Source organism: Methylopila capsulata, from assembly GCF_016907975.1.
Lineage (GTDB): Bacteria > Pseudomonadota > Alphaproteobacteria > Rhizobiales > Methylopilaceae > Methylopila > Methylopila capsulata.
Map to the genome: position 1 here is coordinate 1 of NZ_JAFBCY010000004.1, position 26,407 is coordinate 26,407.

The following is a 26,407-nucleotide window of genomic DNA, read 5'->3' on the forward strand; positions in this document are numbered from 1 at the left end:
CTGCGCGGCACGAAGCGCGAGGACGTGGAGCGCGGACAGGTTCTGTGCAAGCCGGGCTCGGTGAAGCCGCACACGAAGTTCAAGGCTGAGGCTTACATCCTCACCAAGGAGGAGGGCGGCCGTCACACGCCGTTCTTCACGAACTACCGTCCGCAGTTCTACTTCCGTACGACGGACGTGACGGGCGTGGTGCACCTCCCCGAGGGCACCGAGATGGTGATGCCGGGCGACAACATCGCGATGGAGGTGCACCTGATCGTGCCGATCGCGATGGAGGAGAAGCTGCGCTTCGCCATCCGCGAAGGCGGCCGCACCGTCGGCGCAGGCGTCGTCGCTTCCATCATCGAGTGATCTGAACTCTTTCAGAGAAACTGCCGGGGCGGGCGCGCCCTGATTTCAAGGGCGCCGCCCTACCTCGTGGAGACCGAGTAAAATGAACGGTCAGAACATCCGGATCCGCCTCAAGGCGTTCGACCACCGCATCCTGGACTCGTCGACCCGAGAAATCGTGTCGACGGCCAAGCGGACGGGCGCGCAGGTTCGTGGTCCGATCCCCCTGCCGACCCGCATCGAGAAGTTTACCGTGAACCGCTCGCCGCACGTCGACAAGAAGAGCCGCGAGCAGTTCGAGATCCGGACGCACAAGCGTCTCCTCGACATCGTCGACCCGACGCCGCAGACCGTGGACGCGCTGATGAAGCTCGACCTGGCCGCCGGCGTCGACGTCGAGATCAAGCTCTGATCGGCGCAAGGGAAGGACGACTCTCATGCGGTCCGGAGTAATCGCACAGAAACTGGGCATGACCCGCATCTTCACGGATGCCGGCGAGCATGTTCCGGTCACGGTTCTCAAGGTGGAGCAGTGCCAGGTCGTGGCGCATCGCACCCTCGAGGGCAACGGCTACGTCGCCATGCAGCTTGGCGCTGGCGTTCGTAAACCCAAGAACGTGACGCGCGCCGAGCGCGGCCACTTCGCGAAGGCCGAAGTCGAGCCGAAGCGGAAGATCGTCGAGTTCCGGGTGACCCCGGACGCGGTGATCCCCGTGGGCGCCGAGATCACTGTCGACCACTTCCTGGTCGGGCAGCGGGTCGACGTGACCGGCACCTCGATCGGCAAGGGCTTCGCCGGCGCCATGAAGCGCCATAACTTCGGCGGTCTTCGCGCCACCCACGGCGTGTCCGTGTCGCACCGTTCGCACGGTTCGACCGGCGGCCGTCAGGATCCCGGCAAGGTCTTCAAGAACAAGAAGATGGCCGGTCATATGGGCGACGAGCGGGTGACCACTCAGAACCTCAAGATCGTGTCGACGGACGTCGAGCGCGGTCTGATCCTGGTCGAGGGAGCGGTTCCGGGCGCCAAGGGCGGCTGGATCCTGGTCCGCGACGCGGTGAAGACGAAGCTGCCTGAGGGACTTCCGCTGCCGGGCGCGTTCCGCGAACGCGGCGCGGCGAAGGCCGAGGCCCCGGTCGAGACCGCTTCGGCCGAGACGGAGAACGCGTGATGGTCGATATCGCAATCACCACCGCCGACGGCGCCGCGGGCGAGAAGATCACGCTCTCGGACGAGATCTTCGGTCTCGAGCCGCGCGCGGACATCCTGCACCGCGTCGTGCGCTGGCAGCTCGCCAAGCGCCAGGCCGGCACCCACCAGACGCTCGGTCGGTCCGAAATCGCCCGGACCGGCAAGAAAATGTACAAGCAGAAGGGCACGGGCCGCGCCCGTCACGCTGCGGCGTCCGCTCCGCAGTTTCGTGGCGGCGGCCGCGCCTTCGGTCCGGTGGTGCGCTCCCACGCGCATGACCTTCCGAAGAAGGTGCGCGCCCTCGGCCTGAAGCTCGCGCTCTCGGCCAAGGCCAAGGATCAGCAGATCGTCGTCGTCGACGCGTTCTCGCTGGGCGAGGCCAAGACCAAGGCGTTCAAGGAGCGGATGGAGAAGCTCGGCTTCGCCAACGCTCTCATCGTCGACGGCGCCGAGGTGGAGGCCAACGTCAAGCTCGCCGCCCGCAGCGTGCCGTACGTGGACGTGCTGCCGGTCCAGGGCATCAACGTCTACGACATCCTTCGCCGCGAGACGCTCGTGCTGACGAAGGCTGCGATCGATGCGCTGGAGGCGCGCTTCAAATGACCGATGTGCGCCATTACGACGTCATCCGGTCGCCGATCATTACCGAAAAGGCGACGATCGCGTCCGAGCTGAACAAGGTGGTCTTCCGCGTCGCGGACACCGCCACCAAGCCACAGATCAAGGCCGCCGTCGAGAAGCTGTTCGACGTGAAGGTCCTGAGCGTCAACACGCTTGTCCGCAAGGGCAAGGAAAAGCGTTTCCGCGGCCGTCTCGGCCGTCAGGGCGACGTCAAGCGCGCGATCGTGACCCTCGCCGAGGGCCACTCGATCGACGTCACGACCGGCCTCTGAGGCGCGGGATAGGGAGCCGAACAGATGGCGCTCAAGCATTATAATCCGATCACGCCGAGCCTTCGCCAGCTCGTGATCGTGGACCGGTCGGCCCTGTACAAGGGCAAGCCAGTGAAGCAGCTGACCGAGGGCCTCTCGTCCTCCGGCGGCCGCAACAATTACGGCCGCATCACCGTCCGCTTCCGCGGCGGCGGCCACAAGCGGACCTACCGGCTGATCGACTTCAAGCGTCGCAAGCTGGACGTGCCGGCGACGGTGGAGCGGATCGAGTACGATCCGAACCGCTCGGCGTTCATCGCGCTGATCCGCTACCAGGACGGCGAGCTGAGCTACATCCTCGCGCCCCAGCGTCTCGCTGTCGGCGACCAGGTGGTGGCCGGCGCGCAGGTCGACGTGAAACCCGGCAACGCGATGCCGCTCGGCGTCGCGCCGGTCGGCACGATCGTCCACAACGTCGAGATCAAGATCGGCCGCGGCGGCCAGATCGCGCGCTCGGCCGGCACCTACGCCCAGATCGTGGGCCGCGACCAGGGCTACGTGACGCTGCGCCTGAACTCGGGCGAGCAGCGCCTTGTGCACGGTCACTGCTTTGCGACGGTCGGCGCGGTGTCGAACCCGGATCATTCGAACATCAGCCTGGGCAAGGCGGGTCGTTCGCGGTGGCTCGGTCGCAAGCCGCACAACCGCGGCGTGACCATGAACCCGGTCGACCATCCGCACGGCGGCGGCGAAGGCCGCACCTCGGGCGGCCGGCACCCGGTCACCCCGTGGGGCAAGCCGACCAAGGGCAAGCGGACCCGTTCGAACAAGGCGACCGACAAGTTTATCGTGTCGAGCCGCCACGCCCGTAAGAAGAAGTAAGCGGAGAGCGGACAAATGGCGCGTTCAGTTTGGAAGGGCCCGTTCGTCGACGGCTATCTGCTGCGCAAGGCGGAAAACGCCCGGTCGTCGACCCGTAACGAGGTCATCAAGATCTGGAGCCGTCGCTCCACGATCCTGCCGCAGTTCGTGGGCCTCACCTTTGGGGTCTACAACGGCCAGAAGCACATCCCGGTCGCAATCTCGGAAGAGATGATCGGCCACAAGTTCGGCGAGTTCGCCCCGACCCGTACCTTCTACGGTCACGCGGCGGACAAGAAGTCGAAGAGGAAGTAAGGTCATGGGCAAGCAGGCACGCGAGCGCGCGCTTCCCGAGAACGAGGCGAAAGCTGTGCTGCGGATGGTTCGCATCTCGCCGCAGAAGCTGAACCTCGTCGCGCAGCTGATCCGCGGCAAGAAGGTCGAGACGGCTCTGGCCGACCTGACCTTCTCCCGCAAGCGGATCGCGGGACAGGTGAAGAAGACGCTCGAGAGCGCGATCGCCAACGCCGAGAACAACCACGACCTCGACGTGGACGATCTCGTCGTCTCCCAGGCGTTCGTCGGCAAGTCGATCGTCATGAAGCGCTTCAGCCCCCGCGCCCGTGGCCGCGTCGGCACCATCCAGAAGCCGTTCTCGCACCTGACGATCGTCGTTCGTCAGGTCGAGCGCGACGCGGCGAAGGCCTGAGGAGAAGACGATGGGTCATAAGGTCAACCCGATCGGGCTTCGGCTCGGCATCAACCGTACGTGGGACTCGCGCTGGTTCGCCAGCAAGGGCGAGTACGGCAAGCTGCTGCACGAGGACATCAAGATCCGCGACGCCCTGCTGAAGGATCTGAAGCAGGCGGCCGTTTCGAAGATCGTCATCGAGCGCCCCCACAAGAAGTGCCGCGTGTCGATCTACTCCGCCCGCCCGGGCATCGTGATCGGCAAGAAGGGCGCGGACATCGAGAAGCTTCGTAAGAAGGTCGGCTCGATGACCTCGTCCGAGGTGCACATCAACATCGTCGAAGTGCGCAAGCCCGAAGTCGACGCGACGCTGGTCGCCGAGTCGATCTCGCAGCAGCTCGAGCGCCGCGTCGCGTTCCGTCGCGCCATGAAGCGCGCGGTTCAGTCCGCGATGCGCCTCGGCGCGGAAGGCATCCGCATCAACTGCGCCGGCCGTCTCGGCGGCGCTGAGATCGCCCGCACCGAGTGGTACCGCGAAGGTCGCGTGCCTCTTCACACGCTGCGGGCCGACGTCGACTACGGCGTCGCCACCGCGAAGACCGCGATGGGCACCTGCGGCGTGAAGGTGTGGATCTTCAAGGGCGAGGTCATGGAGCACGATCCCATGGCCCAGGATCGTCGTCTGTCCGAAGAGTCGGCTGGCGGCGGCGGCGGTGGCCGCCCGAACCGCCGCGACGCGGCGTGATCGGGAGCCTCGGAGTCTAAGTCATGCTGCAACCGAAGAAGACCAAGTTCCGCAAGCAGTTCAAGGGTCGCATCAGCGGCGCTGCGAAGGGCGGATTCAACCTCGACTTCGGCGCGTTTGGTCTGAAGGCGCTCGAGCCGGAGCGCATCACCGCGCGCCAGATCGAAGCCGCCCGTCGCGCGCTGACCCGTCACATGAAGCGCGCCGGCCGCGTCTGGATCCGCGTGTATCCCGACGTTCCGGTGACGTCGAAGCCGACCGAAGTCCGCATGGGCAAGGGCAAGGGCGCGACGGACTACTGGGCGGCCAAGGTCAAACCCGGCCGCATCATGTTCGAGATCGATGGCGTGTCCATCGAGATCGCCAAGGAAGCGCTTGCGCTGGCGGCCGCGAAGCTGCCGATTCGCACGCGCTTCGTTCAACGCATCGCCGAGTGAGGGAGGACGTCATGGCGAAGGCTCAAGACCTTAAGACCCTGTCGGTCGACCAGCTCGACGACGAGCTCGTGAAGCTGAAAAAGGAGCAATTCAACCTCCGTTTCCAGCGCGCCACGGGCCAGCTCGAGAATACTGCTCGCGTGCGCCAGGTGCGCCGTGATATCGCCCGCATCCGCACCGTCGCTTCGGCGAAGCGTGCGGAGGCGGAAACAAAGGCCTGAGGAGGACATCATGCCGAAAAGAGTCCTTCTCGGGACGGTCATTTCCGACAAGAACGCCAAGACCGTCGTGGTCAAGGTGGAGCGTCGGTTCACGCACCCGCTTCTGAAGAAGACGGTGCGCCGGTCGAAGCACTACCACGCCCACGACGAGCAGGGCCTGTTCAAGGTCGGCGACCTCGTGTGGATTGAGGAGAGCCGGCCGATCTCGAAGCTGAAGCGCTGGGTCGTTCGACCCGACGCGTCGGTCGATGCGGACGCCTCGGCGCCGGCCCCGACCGAGTGACGATCATCTGAAATCCAAGGCCCGCCGGGCGAGGTCCCCACCGAACTTCGGGGATACCGGTCCGGGCGAATGAGAAAGGCTTAAGGCCATGATTCAGATGCAGAGCAACCTCGACGTCGCCGACAATTCCGGCGCCAAGCGAGTGATGTGCATCAAGGTTCTCGGCGGCGCAGGCCGTCGCTACGCCGGCGTGGGCGACATCATCGTGGTGTCGGTCAAGGAGGCGATTCCGCGGGGCCGCGTGAAGAAGGGCGACGTCATGAAGGCGGTCGTCGTTCGCACCGCGAAGGCCGTGCGCCGCATCGACGGTTCCGTGATCCGTTTCGACCGCAACGCGGCCGTGCTGATCAACAACCAGAAAGAGCCCGTCGGCACCCGCATCTTCGGACCGGTTCCGCGCGAGCTCCGCGCGAAGAACCACATGAAGATCATTTCGCTCGCGCCGGAGGTGCTGTGATGGCCGCGAAGATCAAGAAGGGCGACAAGGTCGTCGTTCTCGCAGGCCGGGACAAGGGCAAGACCGGCGAAGTGCTGCAGGTGCTCCCCAAGGACGAGCGCGCCCTGGTGCGCGGCGTCAACGTGGTGAAGCGCCATACGCGCCAGACCCAGACGACGGAAGGCGGGATCATCTCCAAGGAGGCCGCCATCCACCTGTCCAACATCGCGCTCGCCGACCCGAAGGACGGCAAAGCGACGCGCGTCAGCTTCAAGGTCCTGGACGACGGCCGCAAGGTTCGCGTCGCGACGCGTTCGGGAGATCAGATCGATGGCTGATACCGCTTACGAGCCGCGCCTCAAGAAGCTTTACGCCGACGTCGTTCGGCCGAAGCTGATCGAGGAGTTCGGGTACAAGAACCCGTTCGAGGTTCCGACGATCGACAAGATCGTCATCAACATGGGCATCGGCGAAGGCGTCGCCGACTCCAAGAAGGTGACGAACGCGGTCGGCGAGCTGACCAAGATCGCCGGCCAGAAGCCGGTCGTGACGAAGGCCCGCACCTCGATCGCGACCTTCAAGCTGCGCGAAGGCCAGTCGGTCGGCGCGAAGGTCACGCTGCGCCGGGCCCGCATGTACGAGTTCATGGATCGCCTGGTCACGATCGCGCTTCCGCGCGTTCGCGATTTCCGCGGCCTGAACCCGAAGAGCTTCGACGGCCGTGGCAACTTCGCCATGGGCATCAAGGAGCACATCGTGTTCCCCGAGATCGAGTACGACAAGATCGATCAGGTGTGGGGCATGGACGTCATCGTCTGCACGACGGCGAAGTCTGACGACGAGGCGCGCGCCCTGCTGCGCGCCTTCAACTTCCCCTTCAGGCAGTGACGGGAGGATCGCATGGCTAAGAAAAGCGCGATCGAGAAGAACAACCGGCGTCGTCAGCTCGTCGACCGTTTCGCTGCGAAGCGGGCGGAGCTGAAGGCGATCGCCAAGGATGAGAGCCTGGACCTCGAGGAGCGCTTCGCAGCGCGCCTCAAGCTCGCCGAGCTTCCGCGGAACGGGTCCAAGACCCGCATCCGGAACCGCTGCGAAGTGACGGGTCGTCCGCGTGCGTACTACCGCAAGCTGGGCATCTCGCGCATCGCGATCCGCGATCTGGGCTCGAAGGGCCTGGTTCCGGGTCTCCTGAAGTCGAGCTGGTGAGGAGGGATCCATGTCAATGATTGATCCCCTCGGCGATATGCTGACGCGAATCCGCAACGCGCACATGCGGAACAAGACCTCGTGCTCGACGCCCGGCTCGCGCCTGCGCCAGCATGTGCTGGACGTGCTGCAGGCGGAAGGCTACATCCGCGGCTACACCCAGACCGAGATGGCCAACGGCCGTACGGAGTTTGAGATCGAGCTGAAGTACTACGACGGCGCGCCGGTCATCCGCGAAATCCAGCGGGTGTCGAAGCCGGGCCGCCGGGTGTACGCGTCGGTCAAAAATCTTCCGCGCGTGGCCAATGGCCTCGGCATCTCGATCCTCTCCACGCCCAAGGGCGTGATGGCGGATCACGACGCCCGCGACAACAACGTGGGCGGGGAGATCCTCTGCCGCGTCTTCTGACGCTGGCGGAGGGTTTCTCGCAGGATTAGGAGAGCGTTATGTCGCGCATCGGCAAGAAGCCGGTCGACGTGCCGTCGGGCGTGACCGCGGCCGTGGATGGGCAGGATGTCAAGGTAAAGGGTCCGAAGGGCGAGCTCGCCTTCCGGGTCCACGACGAGGTCGTGGTGGAGTTCAAGGACGGTAAGGTCACCGTCCAGCCGCGCGACGAGACCAAGGGCGCGCGCTCCAAGTGGGGCATGTCGCGCACCATGGTGTCGAACCTCGTCGAAGGCGTCACCAAGGGTTTCGAGAAGAAGCTCGAGATCAGCGGCGTCGGCTATCGCGCCGCCGTTCAGGGCAAGGACCTGGTCCTCGCTCTCGGCTACAGCCACGACATCAAGTACCCGATCCCTGCGGGGATCGACATCAAGTGCGCCAAGCCGACGGAGATCCTGATCTCCGGCATCGACAAGCAGCGCGTCGGCCAGGTGGCGGCCGAGATCCGCGAGTTCCGCGGTCCTGAGCCCTACAAGGGCAAGGGCGTCAAGTACGCGGGCGAATTCATCTTCCGCAAGGAAGGCAAGAAGAAGTAAGGGCCCGGAACCATGGCGAAAAATCTCGCGACTGAAGCGCGCCGGAAGGCGCGCGTGCGCCGGAGCCTTCTTACGGCCGCCAACGGGCGTCCCCGTCTGTCGGTGTTCCGCTCCTCGAAGCACATCTATGCTCAGGTCATCGACGACGCGAAGGGCGTGACCCTCGCGGCGGCGTCGACCCTGGACAAGACGCTGCGCGGCGACAAGACGGGCGCCGACACCGCGGCCGCGACTGCGGTCGGGAAGCTGGTGGCGGAGCGCGCCGCCGCCGTCGGCGTGAAGGACGTGGTGTTCGACCGCGGCTCCTACATCTATCACGGCCGGGTCAAGGCCCTGGCCGAGGCCGCCCGTGAGGGCGGGCTCAACTTCTGAAGCCCGCTCGAGGCGAGAGGATAAGACATGGCTCGTGAGCCCAGAGACAACCGCCGGAACGACCGCGAAGAGCGCGACAGCGAGTTCGTCGACAAGCTGGTCCACATCAACCGCGTCGCGAAGGTCGTGAAGGGCGGACGCCGGTTCGGCTTCGCCGCGCTCGTCGTCGTCGGCGACCAGAAGGGCCGCGTCGGCTTCGGTCACGGCAAGGCCCGCGAGGTGCCTGAGGCGATCCGCAAGGCGACCGAAAGCGCCAAGCGCGGCCTCATCCGCGTGCCGCTGCGCGAAGGCCGTACGCTGCATCATGACGTCGACGGTCGCCACGGCGCCGGCCGCGTGGTGCTGCGCGCCGCTCCGGCGGGCACGGGCATCATCGCCGGCGGTCCGATGCGCGCCGTCTTCGAGACGCTCGGCGTCCACGACGTTGTCGCGAAGTCGCTCGGTTCGTCGAACCCGTACAACATGGTGCGGGCCACGTTCGACGCGCTGAAGAACGAGGACAGCCCGCGCTCCGTCGCCGCCCGTCGCGGCCTGAAGGTCTCGACGCTGCAGTCTCGTCGTCGCGACGTCGACGCCGACGCCGTGGCCGAAGGCTGATCACCCGTTCGTTGAAGGAGGCTGATCATGGCCGTCACTGAAAACAAGAAGGGCCGCGCGGCGAAAGCCTCGAAGGGCGGTCAGGTCGTGGTCGTCCAGACCGGCTCCTCGACCCGCCGTCCCGCGGACCAGCATGCGACCCTCGTCGGCCTCGGCCTCGGCCGTATCGGCAAGCGCCGCGAACTCGCCGACACCCCGGCCGTGCGCGGAATGATCGCGAAGGTCGCTCACCTCGTGCGCGTCGAAGACGACGCCCGCTGAGCGCTGGAGAGACGTGATGAAACTGACTGATCTCCGGGACAATCCCGGCGCCACCAAGGACCGCATGCGCGTTGGTCGCGGCATCGGTTCCGGCAAGGGCAAGACCGGCGGCCGCGGCGTGAAGGGACAGAAGTCCCGCACCGGCGTTCGCATCAAGGCGTTCGAGGGCGGTCAGATGCCGCTCTACCGGCGTCTGCCCAAGCGCGGCTTCACCAACCTGTTCGCGACCGACCTCAACGAGGTCAACCTCGCGCGCCTTCAGCAGGCGCTCGACGCGGGCAAGCTCGACGCGGGCAAGCCCGTGACCGAGGCCGCCCTGATCGAGGCCGGCGTGCTGTCCAAGAAGAAGGACGGCGTGAAGGTTCTCGGCCGCGGCGAACTGAAGACCAAGCTCGACCTCGAGGTCTACGCCGTGTCCAAGTCGGTCGCGGACGTGATCGAGAAGCTCGGCGGCAAGGTGACGCTGCTTGCGCCCGTCAAGGATGCGGACGCGGCCTAACGTCCCCATCTGACGGCGGACCGACCTTTCGAACGCCTCCCGGTCCCCGGGGGGCGTCGTCGTCGAGGGGCCCGGTCACGCGAAGCGTATCGGAAAGACGAGGCGATCGATGGCGTCGGCGGCAGAGCAGCTTGCTGCGAACCTGAACTTCTCCGCTTTCTCGAAGGCGGGCGAGCTTAAAAAGCGCATCTGGTTCACGCTTGGCGCGCTTTTGATCTATCGCCTCGGCACCTACATCCCGCTGCCGGGCATCAACCCCGCGGCGCTGGCCGAAGTGTTCCGTCAGCAGTCGACGGGCATCATCGGCCTGTTCAACATGTTCTCGGGCGGCGCCGTCGGCCGCATGGCGATCTTTGCGCTCGCCATTATGCCCTACATCTCGGCCTCCATCATCGTGCAGCTGATGACCTCGGTCTCGCCGCACCTCGAAGCCCTCAAGAAGGAGGGCGAGGCCGGCCGCAAGATCATCAATCAGTACACGCGCTACGGCACCGTTCTGCTCGCGACCGTCCAGGCCTACGGCATCTCCGTCGGCCTCGAGGGCCAGGCGAACGTCGTTGTGGACCCGGGCCTGTTCTTCCGCATCTCCACGGTCATCACCCTGACCGGCGGCACCATGTTCCTGATGTGGCTGGGCGAGCAGATCACCGCGCGCGGCATCGGCAACGGCATCTCGCTGATCATCTTCGCCGGCATCGTGGCGGAGCTCCCGGCCGCGATCGCGGGGACGCTCGAACTCAGCCGGCAGGGCGCGATCTCGACGGCGCTCATCCTCGGCGTCGTGGTCATGGCGATCGCCGTCATCGCGCTGATCGTCTACATGGAGCGCGCCCAGCGGCGCCTGTTGATCCAGTATCCGAAGCGGCAGGTGTCGCAGAACCGGATGACGGGCGGCGAAAGCTCGCATCTCCCGCTGAAGCTCAACACCGCCGGCGTCATCCCGCCGATCTTCGCCTCGTCGCTGCTGCTGCTGCCGACGACGATCGCGAACTTCTCCGCCGCCAGCGGCGGGTCGGGCTGGCTCACAACCATGACGACCTATCTGGCGCATGGCCGGCCGCTGTACATGGTGATGTACGTCGGCCTGATCGTGTTCTTCTGCTTCTTCTACACTGCGATCGTGTTCAATCCGAACGAGACCGCCGACAACCTGAAGAAGTACGGCGGCTTCATTCCCGGCATCCGTCCGGGCGAGCGCACGGCCGAGTACATCGACTATGTGCTGACCCGCATCACGGTCGTCGGCGCAGCCTACATCGCCGCGGTGTGCCTGATCCCCGAGATCCTGATCTCCTACGCCGCGGTGCCGTTCTACTTCGGCGGCACCTCGCTCTTGATCGTGGTTTCGGTCACCATGGACACGGTGGCGCAGGTGCAAGGTCATCTGTACGCTGCGCAATACGAGGGCCTCATCAAGAAGGCCCGGCTCAAAGGAAAGCGTCGATGAGACTGATTCTGCTCGGCCCCCCCGGCGCCGGCAAAGGCACGCAGTCCGAGCGTCTGGTCGAAGCGCACAGCATCGTGCAGCTTTCCACGGGCGACATGCTGCGCGCGGCCGTTGCCGCCGGCACGCCGGTCGGACTCAAGGCGAAGGACCTGATGGCCCGCGGCGAGCTGGTGCCGGACGAGGTCGTGGTTCAGATCGTAGCGGACCGCATCGACGAGCCGGACGCGCGGAACGGGTTCATCCTGGACGGCTTTCCCCGGACGCTGAAGCAGGCCGAGGCGCTCGAGGCCATGCTGGAGGCCAAGGGCCTGAAGCTGAACCAGGTCATCGAACTGTCGGTCGACGAGGAAGCGCTGCTGGAGCGCGTCGAGCGCCGCGCGCGCGAGGCGGCGGCCGCCGGCAAGCCGACCCGCAGCGACGACGCGCCCGACGTCGTGCGCAAGCGCATTGCGGACTATCAGAACGTGACCGCGCAGCTGAAGCCGTTCTACAAGCAGCGTGGCGTCTACGCGTCCGTGGACGGCATGGCGCCGATCGGGACCGTGACGCGGGAGATCGACGGCCTGCTCGCAGACGCGCGAGCGACGGCGTCGTAAGGCCGGTTATCTTTTGGAAAGAACTTGACGCGGGCGCCGTGAGGCGCTACGCGCAACCCCTCACCGATAGCAGGAGAGGTAGCGGGGCCTTCAGGCCTCGTCGTTTCGTCCTGCTGTCGTTCGCGCGCATGGGCCGGCCTCCACCGGACGCGCGCTCATCATCGGCGTTGTCGCCGGACACATGGAGAGTACACGTGGCACGTATTGCCGGCGTCAACATCCCGACGAACAAGCGCGTGATTATCGCGCTTCAGTACATTCACGGAATCGGCTCCCAGAAGGCGACCGAGATCTGCGAGAAGGTCGCCATTCCGGCCGAGCGTCGGGTCAACCAGCTGACCGACGCCGAAGTCATCCAGATCCGCGAGACCATCGACCGCGACTACATCGTGGAAGGCGACCTGCGCCGCGAAGTCGCGATGAACATCAAGCGTCTGATGGATCTCGGCTGCTACCGCGGCCTGCGTCACCGTCGCGGCCTGCCGGTTCACGGCCAGCGCACGCACACCAACGCCCGCACCCGCAAGGGCAAGGCGAAGCCGATCGCCGGCAAGAAGAAGTAATTCTCGCGCGGCGGTTTCGCCGCGCAGGTCCCGGGCGCATGGCGTCCGGGATCGTCCTCGTGAGAGGACGTTCGACGCACGGTCCCGGGTCTCGTTCCGGGATGACGAATATCTCCCGAGCGCCTGGAACGACGGGCGCGCTTGAAGGACAGAGAGCCACATGGCCAAGGAAGCCCAGCGCATTCGCCGCCGCGAGCGCAAGAACATCGCGTCGGGCGTCGCCCACGTGAACGCGACGTTCAACAACACGATGATCACGATCACCGACGCGCAGGGCAACACCGTGTCCTGGTCGTCGGCCGGCGCGCAGGGCTTCAAGGGCTCGCGCAAGTCGACCCCCTACGCCGCGCAGGTCGCGGCCGAGGACGCGGCGAAGAAGGCCGCCGAGCACGGCATGCGCACGCTTGAAGTCGAAGTCTCGGGTCCGGGTTCCGGACGCGAGTCGGCTCTCCGCGCGCTTCAGGCCGCTGGCTTCATGGTGACGTCGATCCGCGACGTGACGCCGATCCCGCACAACGGCTGCCGGCCGCGGAAGCGCCGTCGCGTCTGACGCGCTTGTCGTCGCCTGCGCCCCGTTCCGCGGGGCGCATGTTCGTTTCGAGGCTTGGCCCATCGGGGCCGGCCGACGCGGAGAGTAGCGGATCTCCGCGTTTGACTGACGAAGGGTGCAGTCGTGATCCAGAAGAATTGGCAAGACCTGATCAAGCCGAACAAGCTTGAGGTCGCCCCCGGGGGCGACGGCAAGCGCTCTGCGACGATGGTCGCGGAGCCGCTCGAGCGTGGTTTCGGCCTCACGCTCGGCAACGCGCTGCGCCGCATCCTGCTGTCTTCGCTTCAGGGCGCGGCGGTGACCTCGGTGCACATCGACGGCGTGCTCCACGAGTTCTCGTCGATCCCGGGCGTCCGTGAGGACGTGACGGACATCGTCCTGAACATCAAGGATATCGCCATCAAGATGCAGGGCGAGGGTCCGAAGCGGATGGTTCTGCGCAAGCAGGGCCCCGGTCAGGTCGTGGCGGGCGACATCCAGGTTGTCGGCGACGTCCAGATCCTGAACCCCGATCTGGCGCTCTGCACCCTCGACGAGGGCGCCGAGATCCGGATGGAGTTCACCGTCGACACTGGCAAGGGCTACGTCCCCGCGGACCGCAACCGCCCCGAGGACGCGCCGATCGGCCTGATCCCGGTCGACAGCCTGTACTCGCCCGTGAAGAAGGTCTCCTACCGCGTCGAGAACACGCGCGAAGGCCAGATCCTCGACTACGACAAGCTGACGCTGACCGTCGAGACCAACGGCTCGATCTCTCCGGACGACGCGGTGGCCTACGCCGCCCGCATTCTCCAGGACCAGCTCGAGGTGTTCGTCAACTTCGAGGAGCCGAAGAAGGAAAGCGTTCAGTCCGCGATCCCGGAGCTCGCCTTCAACCCGGCGCTGCTCAAGAAGGTCGACGAGCTGGAGCTGTCGGTCCGTTCGGCGAACTGCCTGAAGAACGACAACATCGTCTACATCGGCGACCTGATCCAGAAGACCGAGGCCGAGATGCTCCGGACTCCGAACTTCGGCCGCAAGTCGTTGAACGAGATCAAGGAAGTGCTGGCGCAGATGGGTCTCCATCTCGGCATGGAAGTCGGCGGCTGGCCGCCGGACAACATCGACGAGCTCGCCAAGCGTTTCGAAGAACACTACTGAGGGTTCGGCCTCGTCAGCCTCTAGAGGCGCGGGCCTGAAGGAGAAGAAGTCATGTCCATGCACGGCAAGCGGGGTCGCCGCTTCAACCGGCTGCAGAGCCACCGCAAGGCGATGTTCGCCAACCTTGCGCTGTCGCTGATCGAGCACGAGCAGATCGTCACCACCCTGCCGAAGGCGAAGGACCTGCGTCCGGTCGTCGAGAAGCTGGTGACGCTCGCAAAGCGGGGCGACCTGCATGCCCGTCGCCAGGCGATCGCCGAGCTCCGTCACATCCCGACGGTGCGCAAGCTGTTCGAGACGATCGGCCCGCGCTACAGCGCCCGCAACGGCGGCTACCTGCGCATCCTGAAGGCGGGCTTCCGCCACGGCGACAACGCGCCGGTCGCCGTGATCGAGTTCGTCGACCGCGACGTGGACGCCAAGGGCAAGTCCGACCGGGCGCGTACCGAGGCGGAGAGCGCCGCGGCCTGATCGGCCGAGCGCGATCGACATCGAAAAGGGCGGCCGGCGACGGCCGCCCTTTTCGCGTTTTGCACAGGCGGCTGGCGGAGCGAACGCTCCAACTTCCGCCTTCGACGCAGGCGCACTATGTGACCCTCGTCTCCAACGACCGATCGAGCCGCCCATGTCGCCGACGCGCCTGCTTCTCGTTCCCGCGCTCGTGCTCGCCTGCCTCGCCCCGGCGTCCGCCCAGGATCGCCGCGCGCCGGAGAACCGCAGCGAGATCAAGCTGTCCTATGCGCCGGTCGTCGCGCATGTCACGCCGGCCGTCGTCAACATCTACGCCTCGCGGACGGAGCAGCGGCGGAATGCGTTGTTCGACGATCCCTTTTTCCGGCAGTTCTTCGGCGGCGGCCGCGGCGTGCCGCGGGAGCGGGTCGCGCGCTCGCTCGGCTCCGGGGTCATCGTCGGGGCGGACGGCTTGGTGGTCACCAACAACCACGTCGTCGAGGGCATGACGGAGGTGCGCGTCGCGCTGTCCGACAAGCGTGAGTTCGAGGCGACGATCCTGCTCAAGGATCAGCGCACAGACCTCGTGGTGCTGAAGATCGGCGACGGCTCCGAGAAATTCCCGACGCTGTCTCTCGCGGACTCCGACGCGCTTCAAGTGGGCGACCTGACGCTCGCGGTCGGCAACCCGTTCGGCGTCGGCCAGACGGTGACCTCCGGCATCGTCTCGGCTCTGGCCCGCAGCCAGGTGGGGGACGGGGCGTATCAGTCCTTCGTGCAGACCGACGCCGCCATCAATCCCGGCAACTCCGGCGGCGCGCTGGTGGACATGGACGGCGCGCTGATCGGCATCAACACGGCGATCTTCTCCCAGTCCGGAGGTTCCGTCGGGATCGGCTTCGCGATCCCTTCAAACATGGTCCGCGTGGTGCTGGCGTCGGCCCGGTCCGGCGCGAAGGCCGTGGCCCGCCCGTGGTTCGGCGCCTCGCTCCAGACCGTGACGCCCGACATCGCCGAGAGCCTCGGCCTCAAGCGGCCGGCGGGGGCCTTGGTGGCGAACGTGTCGCCCGGCTCGCCCGCGGCCAAGGCCGGCGTGGAGTCCGGCGATCTGGTCACGGCGGTCGACGGCCGGCCGATCGACGACGTCGAGGGCTTCACCTATCGGTTCGCCACACGCCCGCTCGGCGGGGAGGCGGAGATCACGCTCGCCCGCGCGGCGAAGGAGCGGACGGTCAAGATCGCGCTCGCCGCTGCGCCCGAGACCCCGGCGCGCGACGCTCGCGCGATCCGCGGCTATTCGCCCTTCGCCGGCGCGACGGTCGCGAACCTGTCGCCCGCGCTTACCGAAGAGCTGTCTCTGGACGACGGACTGCGCGGGGTCGTCGTGATGGAGGCTGCGGAGGGCTCGGCCGCGCAGCAACTCGGGTTTCAGAAAGGTGACGTGGTCCGTGAGATCAACGACCAGAAGGTGGGATCCTCGGCCGATCTCGCCAAGCTGTCCGGCTCCAATCCGCGCTACTGGAAGGTGACCATCGAACGGGGCGGCCGCACCTTCACCAGCGTGTTCGGAGGCTGAACGCGTGGCCAACCTGTTCGAGGCGGCGGGTCTCGAGCGCGAAGCGCCGCGGCCGCTGGCGGACCGTCTGCGGCCGCAGGCGCTTGAGGAGGTCATCGGACAGGATCATCTCCTCGGCGCCGACGGCGCGCTCGGCCGTCTGGTCGCCGCGGGGTCGCTCGGCAGCCTGATCTTCTGGGGGCCGCCGGGCACAGGCAAGACCACGGTCGGCCGGTTGCTCGCCAACGCCACGAATCTCGCCTTCGAGCCGATTTCCGCGATCTTCACCGGCGTCGCCGACCTCAAGAAGGTGTTCGACGCGGCGCGCGGGCGGCGGGCGATGGGGCAGGGCACGCTGCTCTTCGTCGATGAGATCCACCGCTTCAACAAGGCCCAGCAGGACAGTTTCCTGCCCGTCATGGAGGACGGGACGGTCACGCTCGTCGGCGCGACCACCGAGAATCCTTCCTTCGCGCTCAACGCCGCGCTGCTGTCGCGCGCGCGGGTGCTGGTGTTCAAATCGCTCGACGCCGAGGCGATCGAGGGACTGCTCGCCCGCGCCGAGGCGATCGAGGAGCGCCCGCTGCCGCTGGACGCGGAGGCTCGCGCGGCGCTGATCCGCATGGCGGACGGCGACGGCCGCGCTTCGCTGACTTTGGCGGAGGAAATCTGGCGCGCGGCCCGCCCCGGCGAGATCTTCGACGCGACCCGGGTGCAGGACGTCGTTCAGCGGCGGGCGCCGATCTACGACAAGTCCTCGGACGGCCACTACAACCTCATCTCCGCGCTGCACAAATCGGTCCGCGGGTCGGACGCGGACGCGGCGCTCTACTGGCTTGCGCGCATGCTGGACGCCGGCGAGGACCCGCTCTACCTCGCCCGCCGGCTGATCCGGATGGCCTCCGAGGACATCGGTCTCGCGGACCCGCAGGCGCTCGTCATCGCGATCGCCGCCCGCGACGCCTACGAGCAGCTCGGCACGCCGGAGGGGGAGCTGGCGCTCGCCGAATGCGTGGTGCATCTCGCCACCGCCCCGAAGTCGAACGCAGTCTACGTCGCGTACAAACGGGCGCGGGCGGCGGCGAAGGAGCACGGATCGCTGGTTCCGCCCAAGCACATCCTGAACGCGCCGACGAAGCTCATGAAATCCGAGGGCTATGGCTCCGGCTACGCCTACGACCACGACGCCCCGGACGCCTTCTCGGGGCAGGACTACTTCCCCGAGGCCATGGGCCGCCGGGCCTTCTACGACCCGCCGGACCGCGGCTTCGAGCGCGAGCTCAGGAAGCGGCTGGACTATTGGGCCAAGCTGAGAGCGGAGCGGGGGTGAGGCGCGGAGAACGGCCGATGTGCTAGGATCATCGGGTTCCCATGCCAGCAGGATCAGGAAAATGGGCGTCGAACCGGGAAAGATCGCCGAAAAGCCCGTGACCAGATTGATGGCCGATGCCGTTAGGCGCCTCGCCGATCTGCCCGAGGATCGGCAGAACGAGATCGCGCGCATGCTGATCGACGCGGCGGACGCCGAGCTTTCCGGCGATCTTCAGTTGACCGAGCAGCAACTTGCGGAGGTGGATCGGGCGCTCGCCGAAGATGGGCCCTATGTCTCCCGAGAAGAGATGGAGACGTTCTTCGCGCGCTACCAGCGGTGATTGTCCGCTACACTGAGCGCGCTCGCGATCATCTTCGGGCGATCGGCGACCACATCGCTCAAGATGATCCAATTGCGGCCGGCCTTGTCCTCGGCCGTATCGGGCAGGTCGTCTCAAGGCTTGAGGCGTTCCCAAGAAGCGCGCGGCGCGGCCGTCGGCGGGGCTCTTACGAGCTCGTGGTTCCTCGTCTGCCTTATATCGTCGTCTATCGCGTGAGACAGGACTACGTCGATATCCTCGGCGTCTTCCACGCCGCTCGCCATCCGTTAACCCGGACCAAACCATGATCCCGGCCCTCCTCGTCGCCCTCGGCGGCGCCCTCGGCTCCCTTGCGCGCTACGGCGTAAATCTTTGGTCTGTCAGGGCTTTCGGTCCCGGCTTCCCCTGGGGCACGCTGACGGTCAATGTCGTCGGCGGGTTCGTGATGGGGCTGCTCGCGGCGGTGCTGACGCTGCGGGGCGGATCGAGCGAAGCCAGGCTGTTCCTGATGACCGGCGTGCTCGGCGGGTTCACCACCTTCTCGGCCTTCTCCCTCGACGCGGTGACGCTCTGGGAGCGCGGCGAGGGAACCGCGGCGGCGATCTACGTGGTCGTGTCGGTGGCCGTTTCGATCGCCGCCCTCGTCGGGGGCCTCGCGCTCGGGCGCGCGCTGGGTTAATCCAAGCGCAACGCTGGGTTAACCCGGGGTTTCCATTCCGGTTAATCCGACACTGAAAGCTGATCCCATGGCGCAACGCACCCCCCGGGGGCCGAAATCCACTTCAGGCTCCCGCCGTCCCGCGGCGCCGGGAAAGCGGCCCGACGGCAAGCCGACCCGGGCCGCGCAGCGCAGCGCCGCGAGCGCGGCCTTCCGCAAGCCGGGATCCGCGTCCGCGGGCAAGCCGGCGCCCAAGGCCGCGGCGAAGCCCGCCGCGCATAGGACGTTGGTCGAGAAGAGCGTCGAGCTCTCCTCCCGGGTCCTGCCGGCGCTGCCGGGCAAGGCCGCGGGCGTGCAGGCGATCCCGGTGCGCGACGCGGAGGAGGGCCTCAGGCTCGACCGCTGGTTCAAGGAGCGCTTTCCGGCGCTCGCCTTCGGCCATCTGCAGAAGCTCTGCCGCACCGGCCAGATCCGGGTCGACGGCGCCCGCGCCAAGACGGCGACGCGGCTTTCCGCCGGCATGGTGGTGCGGGTGCCGCCGCTGAAGGACGAGAGCGAGGGCGCCGAGGACGAGGAGGGCGTCGCCGCGCCCGCCGTCCGCAAGCCGAGCGCCAGCGACAAGGACGCTGAGTTCCTGCGGTCGATCACGATCTACGAGGACAGGGACGTCCTCGTGCTGAACAAGCCCTTCGGCCTCGCCGTCCAGGGCGGCTCCGGCACGGTGCGGCACGTCGACGGCATGCTGGCGGCGCTCACCGACCGCTCCGGCCAGAAGCCGCGCCTCGTCCACCGCATCGACAAGGACACGGCCGGCGTGCTGGTGACGGCGAAAACGCGGCTCGCCGCGTCCGAGCTCGCGCGCACCTTCCGCTCCCGCGCCGCCCGCAAGGTCTACTGGGCGCTTGCGCCCGGCGTGCCGCGGGTGAAGCAGGGCCGCATCTCGACCTATCTCGCCAAGGGCGAGGGCGACGGACCGGAGGGCGAGCGCATGCAGGTCGCCTCCCACGGCGACGCCGGCGCCTCCCACGCACTGACCTATTACGCGGTGGTCGACCAGGTCGGGCAGAAGATGGCCTGGCTGTCGCTGAAGCCGGTCACTGGCCGCACCCACCAGCTTCGGGCGCACTGCGCCCACATCGGCCACCCCATCGTCGGCGACCCGAAGTACTTCAACATCGAGAACTGGGAGCTGCCGGGCGGCATCCAGAACCGGCTGCACCTGCTCGCTCGCCGGCTGGTGATCCCGCTGCCGAGCGGCGACATGCTGGACGTCTCGGCCCCGCTGCCGCCGCACATGCAGCAGTCCTGGAACCTGCTGGGCTTCGACGCCAGCGAGTACGACCCGATCATCGACGCGCCGGAAGACTGAGCGCCCTTACGAAAACGGCCGCCCCGAGGGCGGCCGTTGGTGGCGGCGTGCGGTGAGGTCACTCGGCTTCCGTCTCGACGGAGACCGTCTCGATCGGGCCGACCGTCACGACGCCGACTGAGCCGCCGAAGCCGCCGCCGATTGAACCGGCGGCTCCGCCGCCTCCGCCGCCGCCTCCGCCGAAGTCGAATGAGCCGCTCGGCGCCTCATAGGATGCGCCTGGCAGATCGATCGCGAAGATCACCGACGAGACCATCCCGGGGATCATGTCCTCGGCGTGCAGCGGATCGAAGGCCTGCTGCCGTCCGGTCGCGTCGATGCCCTCGACCAGCACCTCCCAGTCGAACCCGCCGGAGTCGGTCGCGACCGGATACCCAGCGTCGGGGCCCATGAAGCCGTAATACCCTTCCGCGCCAAAGGACGTGAGGGGCAACCCATCGTCATGCAGCATCAATCGTCTCCTTATGAAGAGCTCATATGTTGTCGATAGACGATGTGTGAAATGACGCAGTCGAAGGCGGATTTCAAGGCATGTAAGAGGATTGAAAGTGCGCTCTGATGAGCGCTCGTCCTCGCTCGCGACATGTCTTTGTCATGAATAGGTTTTTATTCTCTTATGAGAGCGGCGGCCGATTGAGGCGACGCGCTCGACGGGCGCCTGGTTCGCGGCGCGCGTTCAAACCCGTCTTCAGGCGTCGTCGACAGGGTGCGGCGCCCCGCGCTCTCCGGCCCGCTTGCCCTCCTCAAACCAGTTCCGGCAGCTCGAACACGTCCGCCAGCGCGCCCTGGCCGCTCGGCAGCACGCGGGCGGGGGAGGGGCTGTCGTAGGCGACGACCAGCGTCGGCTTCGCGCCCGGCCTGAGGGCGAAGATCGTCGCGCCCTCGGCGTGGTCCACGCCTTCGCCGAACGGCAGGTCGAGGATCGGCGCCACCTCCTCACGCGGGATGACCGAGCTGTCGTGCGCGAGCAGCGCGTTTCGCCAGCGGTGCAGCCGCACCGGGCCGTCGAGGTCCATCGTCGGCCCCGTCAGCAGCAGCATGTCGTTGCCCTGCACCAGCAGCGACCGCACGCCGAGGCCGTCGAGGTCGAGGAAGTGCTTGCGGTAGAGCGCGCCGTCCTCGCCGACGGGCTTCAGCTTCAGCCGTCCCTTGCGGGTCGCCGCGATCCGCAGCTCGAGCACGATCGCCCAGCCGCGCAGCACCGGGCCGCGCAGACCCAGGAACACCCGCTCGCCGATTACCGCGAGGCCCTCGACGTCGAAGCCGTTGTCCTTCGACGGGATCGAGAGAAAGGGGCCGAGGTGCACGTCCTTCGCCAGCAGCTTCGACAGTCGGCTGTGCGTGCGCCCCATGGGCAGCGCGCCCGAATGGCGCTCGCGCTTGCCGCCGTCGAGCGCGGGGGCCTTGACGGCCAGCGTCGGCGCGCCCGGCCGGTCGCCCGCGGCGATCGGAATGCGCCCGATCAGGAAGCGGTTCGCCTCGCGCTGCACCTTGGTGAGCTGCTCCAGCGCCTCGTCGGGCTGATCGCCGTGCTTCGGCTTCTTGCGCTTGAGGCTGTGCGAGCCGACGACCCAGAGATAACCGTCCGCGATCGACAGGCCTTCGACGTCCGCCTCCTCGGTTTCGCCGGAGGGAAAGTCGAAGAAGTCGTGGAGGTCGAAGCGCACGTGCCCGCCGTAACCGATCACCGCGCCGTCCGGATCGCGTCGGGCGACAAGCCGTTCGAGCGACGCCCCCTCGTCGACGCCGACCCACAGGCTTTCGCCGTCGCCCATGGCGACGATCGCCGAAATGTCCTCGTGCAGCGCCTTCTCGGCGTTCGGGTCGTCGTCGTGGAACGCGAGCGGCAGGCGCCCGACGAGCTTGGCGTCGCGCTCCTGCGCAGGAGCGGGCGGCGAAGTTTCGGTCATTCGGATCCCCTGAAATCGTCAACGCGAGATAGCGCGCGGGGGCGCGGCAGGGAGGGGCGCTCTTGCGCGACCCGCGCGCGCGTCTTAGTCCACGTCGATCACGGGAGTTCGCACATGCTCGTCGTATTCGACGTGGACGGCACGCTGCTCGACAGCCAGCACGCCATCGTCGCGTCCATGGCCGAGGCCTACCAGCTCAACGGTCTGGAGCCGCCGTCGCGCGAGCAGGTACTCGCCGTCGTCGGGCTCTCGGTGCGCGAGGCGGTGGAGGCGATCAGCCTCGACCGGCCGGACCATCCCATCGACGCCATCGGCCTCGCCTTCAAGCAAAGCTTCAATGCGCGGCGGAGGGCGGCTCCGGAAGCCGATCCGCTCTACGACGGCGCGCTCGACGTCCTGAAGTCCCTGGCCGCGCGCGAGGGCGTGCTGCTCGGGATCGCCACGGGCAATTCCCGCCGCGGGGTCGATCGTTTCCTCGACACCTTCGGGGTGCGGGACCTGTTTGCGGCGACGCAGTGCGCGGACGACGCGCCGTCGAAGCCGCACCCGGCCATGCTGCTGCAGGCCGCGGCCCAGGCGGGCGTGCCCGCCGAGGACATGGTCATGATCGGCGACACCACCTTCGACATGATGATGGCGCGCTCGGCGGGAGCGCGGGCGATCGGCGTGGCCTGGGGCTATCACCCCACCGACCGGCTGCTGGCCTCAGGCGCCGAGCGGGTGATCTCGAGCTTCGGCGAACTGGACACGGCGCTGGGCTTCGGTCCGCTGGAGGTTCGCGCGCCGGCGGCCGCGGAATGAGCGCCGGCGTCGACGCCCTCGGCCGCCCGGCTCTGCCGAAGCGGTTCTACAAGGCGGCCGAAGCGGTCGAGCGCGAGGGCCTCTGGGCGATCGCGCTCGACGGCAAGACCACGCGCACCCCCGGCCGCACGCCTCTCGCCTTCGCGGATCGCGCGCTCGCCGAGGAGGTCGCCGCCGAATGGGCGGCGCAAGGCGCGACGATCGATCCCGCCACCATGCCGCTCACCCGGCTCGCCAACGCCGCCATCGACGGCGTCGCCGGCGAACGCGAGGCCGTCGCCGCGGAAATCGTGAAATACGCCGGCAGCGACCTGGTGTGCTACCGCGCGGACGCGCCGGATCGGCTCGTCGCCAGGCAGAGCGCGCAGTGGGACCCGGTGCTGGCCTTCGCCCGCGACGAGCTCGGCGCCCGCTTCGTGCTGGCGGAGGGCGTGATGTTCGTGGAGCAGAGCGCCGAGGCGCTCGAAGCCGTGGACCGCGCCGTGCCGCGCGACGACGTCTTCGTGCTGGCGGGTCTCAGCGTCGTCACCACGCTCACGGGCTCCGCCCTGATCGCGCTCGCGGTGCACCGCGGCCGGCTGTCGGTCGACGACGCCTGGGCGGCGGCGCATGTGGACGAGGACTGGAACGTCGAGCTCTGGGGCTCCGACGCCGAAGCCCTCGCCCGCCGCGCCGCCCGCCGCCGCGACATGGACGCGGCCGTCCGGATGGCGCGGGGCGGGCGGTAGGGTACGTCGCGGAACGCACGAACCCGCTCCCCCTGATTCCCCTCCCCGCAAGGGGGAGGGAAGGAGCCTGTTCCGGCGACGACCCGGTCTCGCTCTTGCGCGAAGCCTTCGCGGGAAGCCTTCAGGCGACCGAACCTCCGCTCGGAATCCGAAGCTCCCGCTCTATCTCGCACGACGTCCTCCTCAGCCGCCGGGATCTGCCTTGGACCTCAAGTCGCTCTCCACCCTTCGCCGCTACACCCCCGCGTGGCGCATGCCGGAGTTCAGCACGCTCGTCGCCTTCCTGCTGGCGTCGGGCATGGCCTTCGCGTTCACCCAGATCGCGGACGAGATGGCCGAGGGCCAGACCCGCGCTTTCGACGAGTCGATCCTGCTCGCCCTGCGTCAGGCGGACGACCCGGCGCGGCCGATCGGGCCGTGGTGGCTGGAGGCGGCGATGATCGACGTCACCAGCCTCGGCGGCTGGACGGTGCTGGCGCTGCTCACCACGCTGGTCGTGGTCTATCTCTTCATCACCGCGCGGACCGGCGCAGCATGGCTGGTGCTGGCCTCGGTCGCCGGCGGCTCCGTGCTCAGCTCCGTGCTCAAGATGGGCTTCGCACGCCCGCGTCCCGAGCTCGTCGACCACCTCGTCAACGTCTCCTCCGCAAGCTTCCCCAGCGGCCACGCCATGCTGTCGGCCGCGACCTACCTCACGCTCGGCGTGCTGCTCGCCCGCACGGAGAAACGCCGCAGCGTGCGCGGCTTCATCTTCGGGGTCGCGGTCGCCCTGACGCTCATCATCGGGGTCAGCCGCGTCTATCTCGGAGTGCATTATCCGACCGACGTGCTGGCCGGCTGGTGCCTGGGCGCGTCCTGGGCGCTGGTCTGCTGGCTGGTCGCCCGCTGGCTGCGCCCCAAGGGCGCCGAGCGCGACGAGGACGTGACGTCGGGCTAGACGCCGAGAGACGGAAGCGCCGAAGAGCTCGCCCTCGTGTCCCGGCCTCGAGCCGGGACCCATAACCGCTGAGGTCTTCGGAAAAACGCGGCCGCCGGGGCGTCCTGGCCTAGCCGCCGGGGGTCTGGGTCCCGGCTTGAGGCCGGGACACGGCCGAGGCGTTTCTACGCTTATGTCGTTGAACGCCGCGGCGGCGCGACCCGGCGGAGGCGCTCCGGGCCAGCTCGCCGCTCGCCGCAACGCTGCCCTGCGCAAAAGTCATCGCTCGATCGCCGGGCGCGGGGACGCGCCGTGGTATGCCGCCCGCGGCGACGCGCCACACCGTGCGCGTCGCGCAAGGCCCCGCGGTTCCATGCTCCTTGGCGTCAGCTGCAAGCTTCTCTCCGCCTTCCTGTTCACGGTGATGGCGTCGCTGGTCCGCGCCATCGGAACGGACGTGCCGACCGGCCAGGTGGTGTTCGCGCGCTCGCTGTTCGCGCTGGTGCCGCTGATGGCCTGGCTGATGTGGCGCGGGGACGTGGTCAAGACGCTCAAGACCGACCGGCCGCTCGGGCACCTGCTGCGCAGCGCGATCGGCGTCAGCTCGATGTTCTGCATGTTCGCGGGCCTCGCCCGCCTGCCGCTGCCGGACGCGACCGTGCTCGGCTATGCGTCGCCGCTGATGACCATCATCTTCGCCGCCGTGCTGCTGCGCGAGCGGGTGCGGGCGCATCGCTGGACGGCGGTGGCGATCGGGCTGGCCGGAGTCGTGATCATGCTCTGGCCGCAGCTGGAGTCCGGCGCGCTGGCCTCTGTGGTGACCGGCGACGCGCCGGCGAGCGAGACCGCGGTGGGCGCGGCCTTCGCGATCTGCGCCACGGTGCTGACCGCGGCGGCGATGATCCAGATCCGCCGGCTGACCCAGAGCGAGGGCACCGGCGCGATCGTGTTCTACTTCACGGTCTGGTCGACGGTGATCGGCCTGACGATCTCGCTGACCTTCGGCTGGGTGTGGCCCGACGCGCGGACGGCGCTGCTGCTGGTCGGGACCGGCCTCGTCGGCGGCGTCGCGCAGATCCTGCTCACCGAAGGCTACCGTCACGCCGACGCGTCGCTGATCGCGCCGTTCGAGTACACCACCATCCTCTGGGCGCTCGCGATCGGCTTTCTGGCGTTCGGCGACCTGCCGTCCTCGTCGATGGTGATCGGCGGCGCGATCGTGGTCGGCTCCGGCGTCGCGGTGGTGCTGCGCGAGCGCAAGCTCGGCATCAAGCGGGCGCGGGTCCGCAAGGCGAGCCCGCCCTCGCCGGGCGCCTGACCTCAGGCGAGGCCGAGCCGCGCCAGCGCGCCTTCGAGCTCGTCGAAATGGTCGATCACCACGTCGCCGCCGAGCTCCCGCGGCGGCACGGCGGTGTAGCCGAAGCTCAGCACCACGCAGGGCACGCCCGCGGCCTTCGCGGCTGCGACGTCCGTCCCGCTGTCGCCGATCATGACGGCGCGCGCCGGGTCGCCGCCGACCTGCGCGATCGCGCCGAGCAGCGGCGCGGCGTCGGGCTTGGCGACGCCGTAGGTGTCGCCGCCGACGATCGCGCCGAAGCGGCTCGCGATACCGAGCTCGCCCATCAGCTTCACGGCGAAGCGCTCGAGCTTGTTGGTGCAGACCGCAAGCTTCGCGCCCGAGGCGTCGAGCCGGTCGAGCGCGGCGTCGACGCCGGGGAAGACGTGGCTCCTGTCCGCGATGTGCGCCTCGTAGTGCTCGAGGAACAGCGCGTAGAGCTCGCCGACGCGCTCCTTCGCCGGCGTGCGCTCGGCGGCGGCCAGGCCGCGCTCGACCAGCGCGCGGGCGCCGGCCCCCATCATGCCGCGCACCTCCGCCATCGGGATCGGCGGGCAGCCCTCCGCCGCCATCACCACGTTCAGCGCCTCGACGAGGTCGGGCGCGGATTCGACGAGCGTGCCGTCGAGGTCGAAGACGACGGTGAGCGGCGCTGAGGACATGAACGGATCCCGATGCGGGGGGAGGGCGCGTCAGCCTCTACAGGGCGCGCGGCCCAGGGCGCAAGCCGGCGCGCGCGGGCGCCTGTCCTGCTAACCTCGGCCCCGTCGAAT

The 26,407-nt window shown here is 68.0% G+C and carries 41 protein-coding genes; 38 read left to right on the forward strand and 3 right to left on the reverse strand.

What is annotated here, in order from left to right; translation table 11 throughout:
- The 34 genes from JOD31_RS15865 to JOD31_RS16030 form a co-directional block, all read left to right on the forward strand.
- The coding region (locus JOD31_RS15865) for an EF-Tu C-terminal domain-related protein (RefSeq protein WP_487345448.1) at positions 1-351 on the forward strand (351 nt) is incomplete at its 5' end.
- A gap of 82 nt (positions 352-433) precedes the next feature.
- Positions 434-742 carry a 30S ribosomal protein S10 gene (gene rpsJ / locus JOD31_RS15870; RefSeq protein WP_020185793.1) on the forward strand — a complete coding sequence of 103 codons (309 nt, stop codon included), beginning with the start codon at positions 434-436 and terminating at the stop codon, positions 740-742.
- Between the two features lie 25 nt (positions 743-767).
- Complete coding sequence (gene rplC / locus JOD31_RS15875) at positions 768-1,502, forward strand: 50S ribosomal protein L3 (protein WP_204951437.1); 735 nt, start codon at positions 768-770, stop codon at positions 1,500-1,502.
- Positions 1,502-2,125: a 50S ribosomal protein L4 gene (gene rplD, locus JOD31_RS15880; protein ID WP_204951438.1), complete on the forward strand. Its 624-nt coding sequence runs from the start codon at positions 1,502-1,504 to the stop codon at positions 2,123-2,125. Before rplC ends, rplD begins: the two co-directional genes overlap by 1 nt.
- Entirely contained in the window at positions 2,122-2,415 is a 294-nt protein-coding gene (locus JOD31_RS15885; protein WP_020185790.1) for a 50S ribosomal protein L23, read from the forward strand. Before rplD ends, JOD31_RS15885 begins: the two co-directional genes overlap by 4 nt.
- 24 nt (positions 2,416-2,439) lie before the next feature.
- Positions 2,440-3,276, forward strand: coding sequence for a 50S ribosomal protein L2 (gene rplB, locus JOD31_RS15890; protein WP_020185789.1), 837 nt, complete (start codon positions 2,440-2,442; stop codon positions 3,274-3,276).
- A 15-nt stretch (positions 3,277-3,291) separates the two neighbouring features.
- Entirely contained in the window at positions 3,292-3,570 is a 279-nt protein-coding gene (rpsS, locus tag JOD31_RS15895; protein ID WP_020185788.1) for a 30S ribosomal protein S19, read from the forward strand.
- Between the two features lie 4 nt (positions 3,571-3,574).
- Positions 3,575-3,964 carry a 50S ribosomal protein L22 gene (gene rplV, locus JOD31_RS15900; RefSeq protein WP_020185787.1) on the forward strand — a complete coding sequence of 130 codons (390 nt, stop codon included), beginning with the start codon at positions 3,575-3,577 and terminating at the stop codon, positions 3,962-3,964.
- Positions 3,965-3,974: 10 nt separating this feature from the next.
- A complete protein-coding gene (gene rpsC / locus JOD31_RS15905; protein WP_020185786.1) occupies positions 3,975-4,691 on the forward strand; it encodes a 30S ribosomal protein S3 in 717 nt (238 codons plus the stop codon).
- A gap of 23 nt (positions 4,692-4,714) precedes the next feature.
- Positions 4,715-5,128 (forward strand): 50S ribosomal protein L16, encoded by a 414-nt coding sequence (gene rplP / locus JOD31_RS15910; protein WP_103120026.1) that lies wholly within the window; start codon positions 4,715-4,717, stop codon positions 5,126-5,128.
- 11 nt (positions 5,129-5,139) lie between these two features.
- Positions 5,140-5,349 carry a 50S ribosomal protein L29 gene (rpmC, locus tag JOD31_RS15915; protein WP_020185784.1) on the forward strand — a complete coding sequence of 70 codons (210 nt, stop codon included), beginning with the start codon at positions 5,140-5,142 and terminating at the stop codon, positions 5,347-5,349.
- 10 nt (positions 5,350-5,359) lie between these two features.
- Entirely contained in the window at positions 5,360-5,632 is a 273-nt protein-coding gene (gene rpsQ, locus JOD31_RS15920; RefSeq protein WP_020185783.1) for a 30S ribosomal protein S17, read from the forward strand.
- Positions 5,633-5,720: 88 nt separating this feature from the next.
- On the forward strand, positions 5,721-6,089 hold the full coding sequence (gene rplN / locus JOD31_RS15925; RefSeq protein WP_020185782.1) for a 50S ribosomal protein L14: 369 nt from the start codon (positions 5,721-5,723) through the stop codon (positions 6,087-6,089).
- A complete protein-coding gene (gene rplX / locus JOD31_RS15930) occupies positions 6,089-6,406 on the forward strand; it encodes a 50S ribosomal protein L24 (protein WP_020185781.1) in 318 nt (105 codons plus the stop codon). The genes rplN and rplX overlap by 1 nt, the downstream gene beginning before the upstream one ends.
- A complete protein-coding gene (gene rplE, locus JOD31_RS15935) occupies positions 6,399-6,956 on the forward strand; it encodes a 50S ribosomal protein L5 (RefSeq protein WP_204951439.1) in 558 nt (185 codons plus the stop codon). Before rplX ends, rplE begins: the two co-directional genes overlap by 8 nt.
- Before the next feature lie 12 nt (positions 6,957-6,968).
- Complete coding sequence (rpsN, locus tag JOD31_RS15940) at positions 6,969-7,274, forward strand: 30S ribosomal protein S14 (protein WP_204951440.1); 306 nt, start codon at positions 6,969-6,971, stop codon at positions 7,272-7,274.
- 10 nt (positions 7,275-7,284) lie between these two features.
- A complete protein-coding gene (rpsH, locus tag JOD31_RS15945; RefSeq protein WP_024816392.1) occupies positions 7,285-7,683 on the forward strand; it encodes a 30S ribosomal protein S8 in 399 nt (132 codons plus the stop codon).
- 38 nt (positions 7,684-7,721) lie between these two features.
- Positions 7,722-8,255 (forward strand): 50S ribosomal protein L6, encoded by a 534-nt coding sequence (gene rplF, locus JOD31_RS15950; RefSeq protein WP_020185777.1) that lies wholly within the window; start codon positions 7,722-7,724, stop codon positions 8,253-8,255.
- 12 nt (positions 8,256-8,267) lie between these two features.
- On the forward strand, positions 8,268-8,627 hold the full coding sequence (gene rplR, locus JOD31_RS15955) for a 50S ribosomal protein L18 (RefSeq protein ID WP_020185776.1): 360 nt from the start codon (positions 8,268-8,270) through the stop codon (positions 8,625-8,627).
- A 27-nt stretch (positions 8,628-8,654) separates the two neighbouring features.
- Positions 8,655-9,224 (forward strand): 30S ribosomal protein S5, encoded by a 570-nt coding sequence (gene rpsE, locus JOD31_RS15960; protein ID WP_020185775.1) that lies wholly within the window; start codon positions 8,655-8,657, stop codon positions 9,222-9,224.
- A gap of 27 nt (positions 9,225-9,251) precedes the next feature.
- Positions 9,252-9,485, forward strand: coding sequence for a 50S ribosomal protein L30 (gene rpmD / locus JOD31_RS15965; RefSeq protein ID WP_204951441.1), 234 nt, complete (start codon positions 9,252-9,254; stop codon positions 9,483-9,485).
- Between the two features lie 16 nt (positions 9,486-9,501).
- Positions 9,502-9,984: a 50S ribosomal protein L15 gene (gene rplO / locus JOD31_RS15970; RefSeq protein WP_204951442.1), complete on the forward strand. Its 483-nt coding sequence runs from the start codon at positions 9,502-9,504 to the stop codon at positions 9,982-9,984.
- 109 nt (positions 9,985-10,093) lie between these two features.
- Positions 10,094-11,431: a preprotein translocase subunit SecY gene (gene secY, locus JOD31_RS15975; protein ID WP_204951443.1), complete on the forward strand. Its 1,338-nt coding sequence runs from the start codon at positions 10,094-10,096 to the stop codon at positions 11,429-11,431.
- Positions 11,428-12,027, forward strand: coding sequence for an adenylate kinase (locus JOD31_RS15980; RefSeq protein ID WP_204951444.1), 600 nt, complete (start codon positions 11,428-11,430; stop codon positions 12,025-12,027). The genes secY and JOD31_RS15980 overlap by 4 nt, the downstream gene beginning before the upstream one ends.
- 194 nt (positions 12,028-12,221) lie before the next feature.
- The gene (gene rpsM / locus JOD31_RS15985) at positions 12,222-12,590 is read left to right on the forward strand and encodes a 30S ribosomal protein S13 (RefSeq protein ID WP_020185770.1); all 369 of its coding nucleotides are present in this window, start codon (positions 12,222-12,224) and stop codon (positions 12,588-12,590) included.
- A 160-nt stretch (positions 12,591-12,750) separates the two neighbouring features.
- Positions 12,751-13,140 (forward strand): 30S ribosomal protein S11, encoded by a 390-nt coding sequence (gene rpsK / locus JOD31_RS15990; RefSeq protein ID WP_020185769.1) that lies wholly within the window; start codon positions 12,751-12,753, stop codon positions 13,138-13,140.
- A 105-nt stretch (positions 13,141-13,245) separates the two neighbouring features.
- Positions 13,246-14,280, forward strand: coding sequence for a DNA-directed RNA polymerase subunit alpha (locus JOD31_RS15995; RefSeq protein WP_204951800.1), 1,035 nt, complete (start codon positions 13,246-13,248; stop codon positions 14,278-14,280).
- A gap of 51 nt (positions 14,281-14,331) precedes the next feature.
- Positions 14,332-14,751 (forward strand): 50S ribosomal protein L17, encoded by a 420-nt coding sequence (gene rplQ / locus JOD31_RS16000; protein WP_428980917.1) that lies wholly within the window; start codon positions 14,332-14,334, stop codon positions 14,749-14,751.
- 154 nt (positions 14,752-14,905) lie between these two features.
- Positions 14,906-16,306: a DegQ family serine endoprotease gene (locus tag JOD31_RS16005; RefSeq protein ID WP_204951445.1), complete on the forward strand. Its 1,401-nt coding sequence runs from the start codon at positions 14,906-14,908 to the stop codon at positions 16,304-16,306.
- Positions 16,307-16,310: 4 nt separating this feature from the next.
- Positions 16,311-17,615, forward strand: a complete 1,305-nt coding sequence (locus tag JOD31_RS16010; protein WP_204951446.1) for a replication-associated recombination protein A — start codon at positions 16,311-16,313, stop codon at positions 17,613-17,615.
- 61 nt (positions 17,616-17,676) lie between these two features.
- Complete coding sequence (locus tag JOD31_RS16015; protein WP_204951447.1) at positions 17,677-17,937, forward strand: hypothetical protein; 261 nt, start codon at positions 17,677-17,679, stop codon at positions 17,935-17,937.
- Positions 17,934-18,224 (forward strand): type II toxin-antitoxin system RelE/ParE family toxin, encoded by a 291-nt coding sequence (locus JOD31_RS16020; RefSeq protein ID WP_081761449.1) that lies wholly within the window; start codon positions 17,934-17,936, stop codon positions 18,222-18,224. Before JOD31_RS16015 ends, JOD31_RS16020 begins: the two co-directional genes overlap by 4 nt.
- Positions 18,221-18,595 (forward strand): fluoride efflux transporter CrcB, encoded by a 375-nt coding sequence (crcB, locus tag JOD31_RS16025; protein WP_204951448.1) that lies wholly within the window; start codon positions 18,221-18,223, stop codon positions 18,593-18,595. The genes JOD31_RS16020 and crcB overlap by 4 nt, the downstream gene beginning before the upstream one ends.
- A 67-nt stretch (positions 18,596-18,662) precedes the next feature.
- On the forward strand, positions 18,663-19,943 hold the full coding sequence (locus JOD31_RS16030) for an RluA family pseudouridine synthase (RefSeq protein WP_204951449.1): 1,281 nt from the start codon (positions 18,663-18,665) through the stop codon (positions 19,941-19,943).
- A 58-nt stretch (positions 19,944-20,001) separates the two neighbouring features.
- Here the strand turns inward: JOD31_RS16030 and JOD31_RS16035 are convergent, their stop codons facing one another.
- Positions 20,002-20,394 carry a hypothetical protein gene (locus JOD31_RS16035; RefSeq protein WP_204951450.1) on the reverse strand — a complete coding sequence of 131 codons (393 nt, stop codon included), beginning with the start codon at positions 20,392-20,394 and terminating at the stop codon, positions 20,002-20,004.
- A 292-nt stretch (positions 20,395-20,686) separates the two neighbouring features.
- Positions 20,687-21,853: a DUF3616 domain-containing protein gene (locus tag JOD31_RS16040; protein WP_204951451.1), complete on the reverse strand. Its 1,167-nt coding sequence runs from the start codon at positions 21,851-21,853 to the stop codon at positions 20,687-20,689.
- 114 nt (positions 21,854-21,967) lie between these two features.
- Here JOD31_RS16040 and JOD31_RS16045 point away from each other — a divergent pair, with 114 nt between their 5' ends.
- From JOD31_RS16045 to JOD31_RS16060, 4 genes are all read left to right on the forward strand, one after another.
- Positions 21,968-22,654 (forward strand): HAD-IA family hydrolase, encoded by a 687-nt coding sequence (locus tag JOD31_RS16045; protein WP_204951452.1) that lies wholly within the window; start codon positions 21,968-21,970, stop codon positions 22,652-22,654.
- Entirely contained in the window at positions 22,651-23,382 is a 732-nt protein-coding gene (locus JOD31_RS16050; protein ID WP_204951453.1) for an ATP12 family chaperone protein, read from the forward strand. The genes JOD31_RS16045 and JOD31_RS16050 overlap by 4 nt, the downstream gene beginning before the upstream one ends.
- Before the next feature lie 202 nt (positions 23,383-23,584).
- A complete protein-coding gene (locus tag JOD31_RS16055) occupies positions 23,585-24,319 on the forward strand; it encodes a phosphatase PAP2 family protein (protein ID WP_246482551.1) in 735 nt (244 codons plus the stop codon).
- 352 nt (positions 24,320-24,671) lie between these two features.
- Complete coding sequence (locus tag JOD31_RS16060) at positions 24,672-25,616, forward strand: DMT family transporter (protein ID WP_204951454.1); 945 nt, start codon at positions 24,672-24,674, stop codon at positions 25,614-25,616.
- A 2-nt stretch (positions 25,617-25,618) separates the two neighbouring features.
- On the opposite strand, the gene gph is transcribed toward JOD31_RS16060, so the two are convergent.
- Entirely contained in the window at positions 25,619-26,296 is a 678-nt protein-coding gene (gph, locus tag JOD31_RS16065; protein ID WP_204951455.1) for a phosphoglycolate phosphatase, read from the reverse strand.
- Between the last annotated feature and the right edge of the window lie 111 nt (positions 26,297-26,407).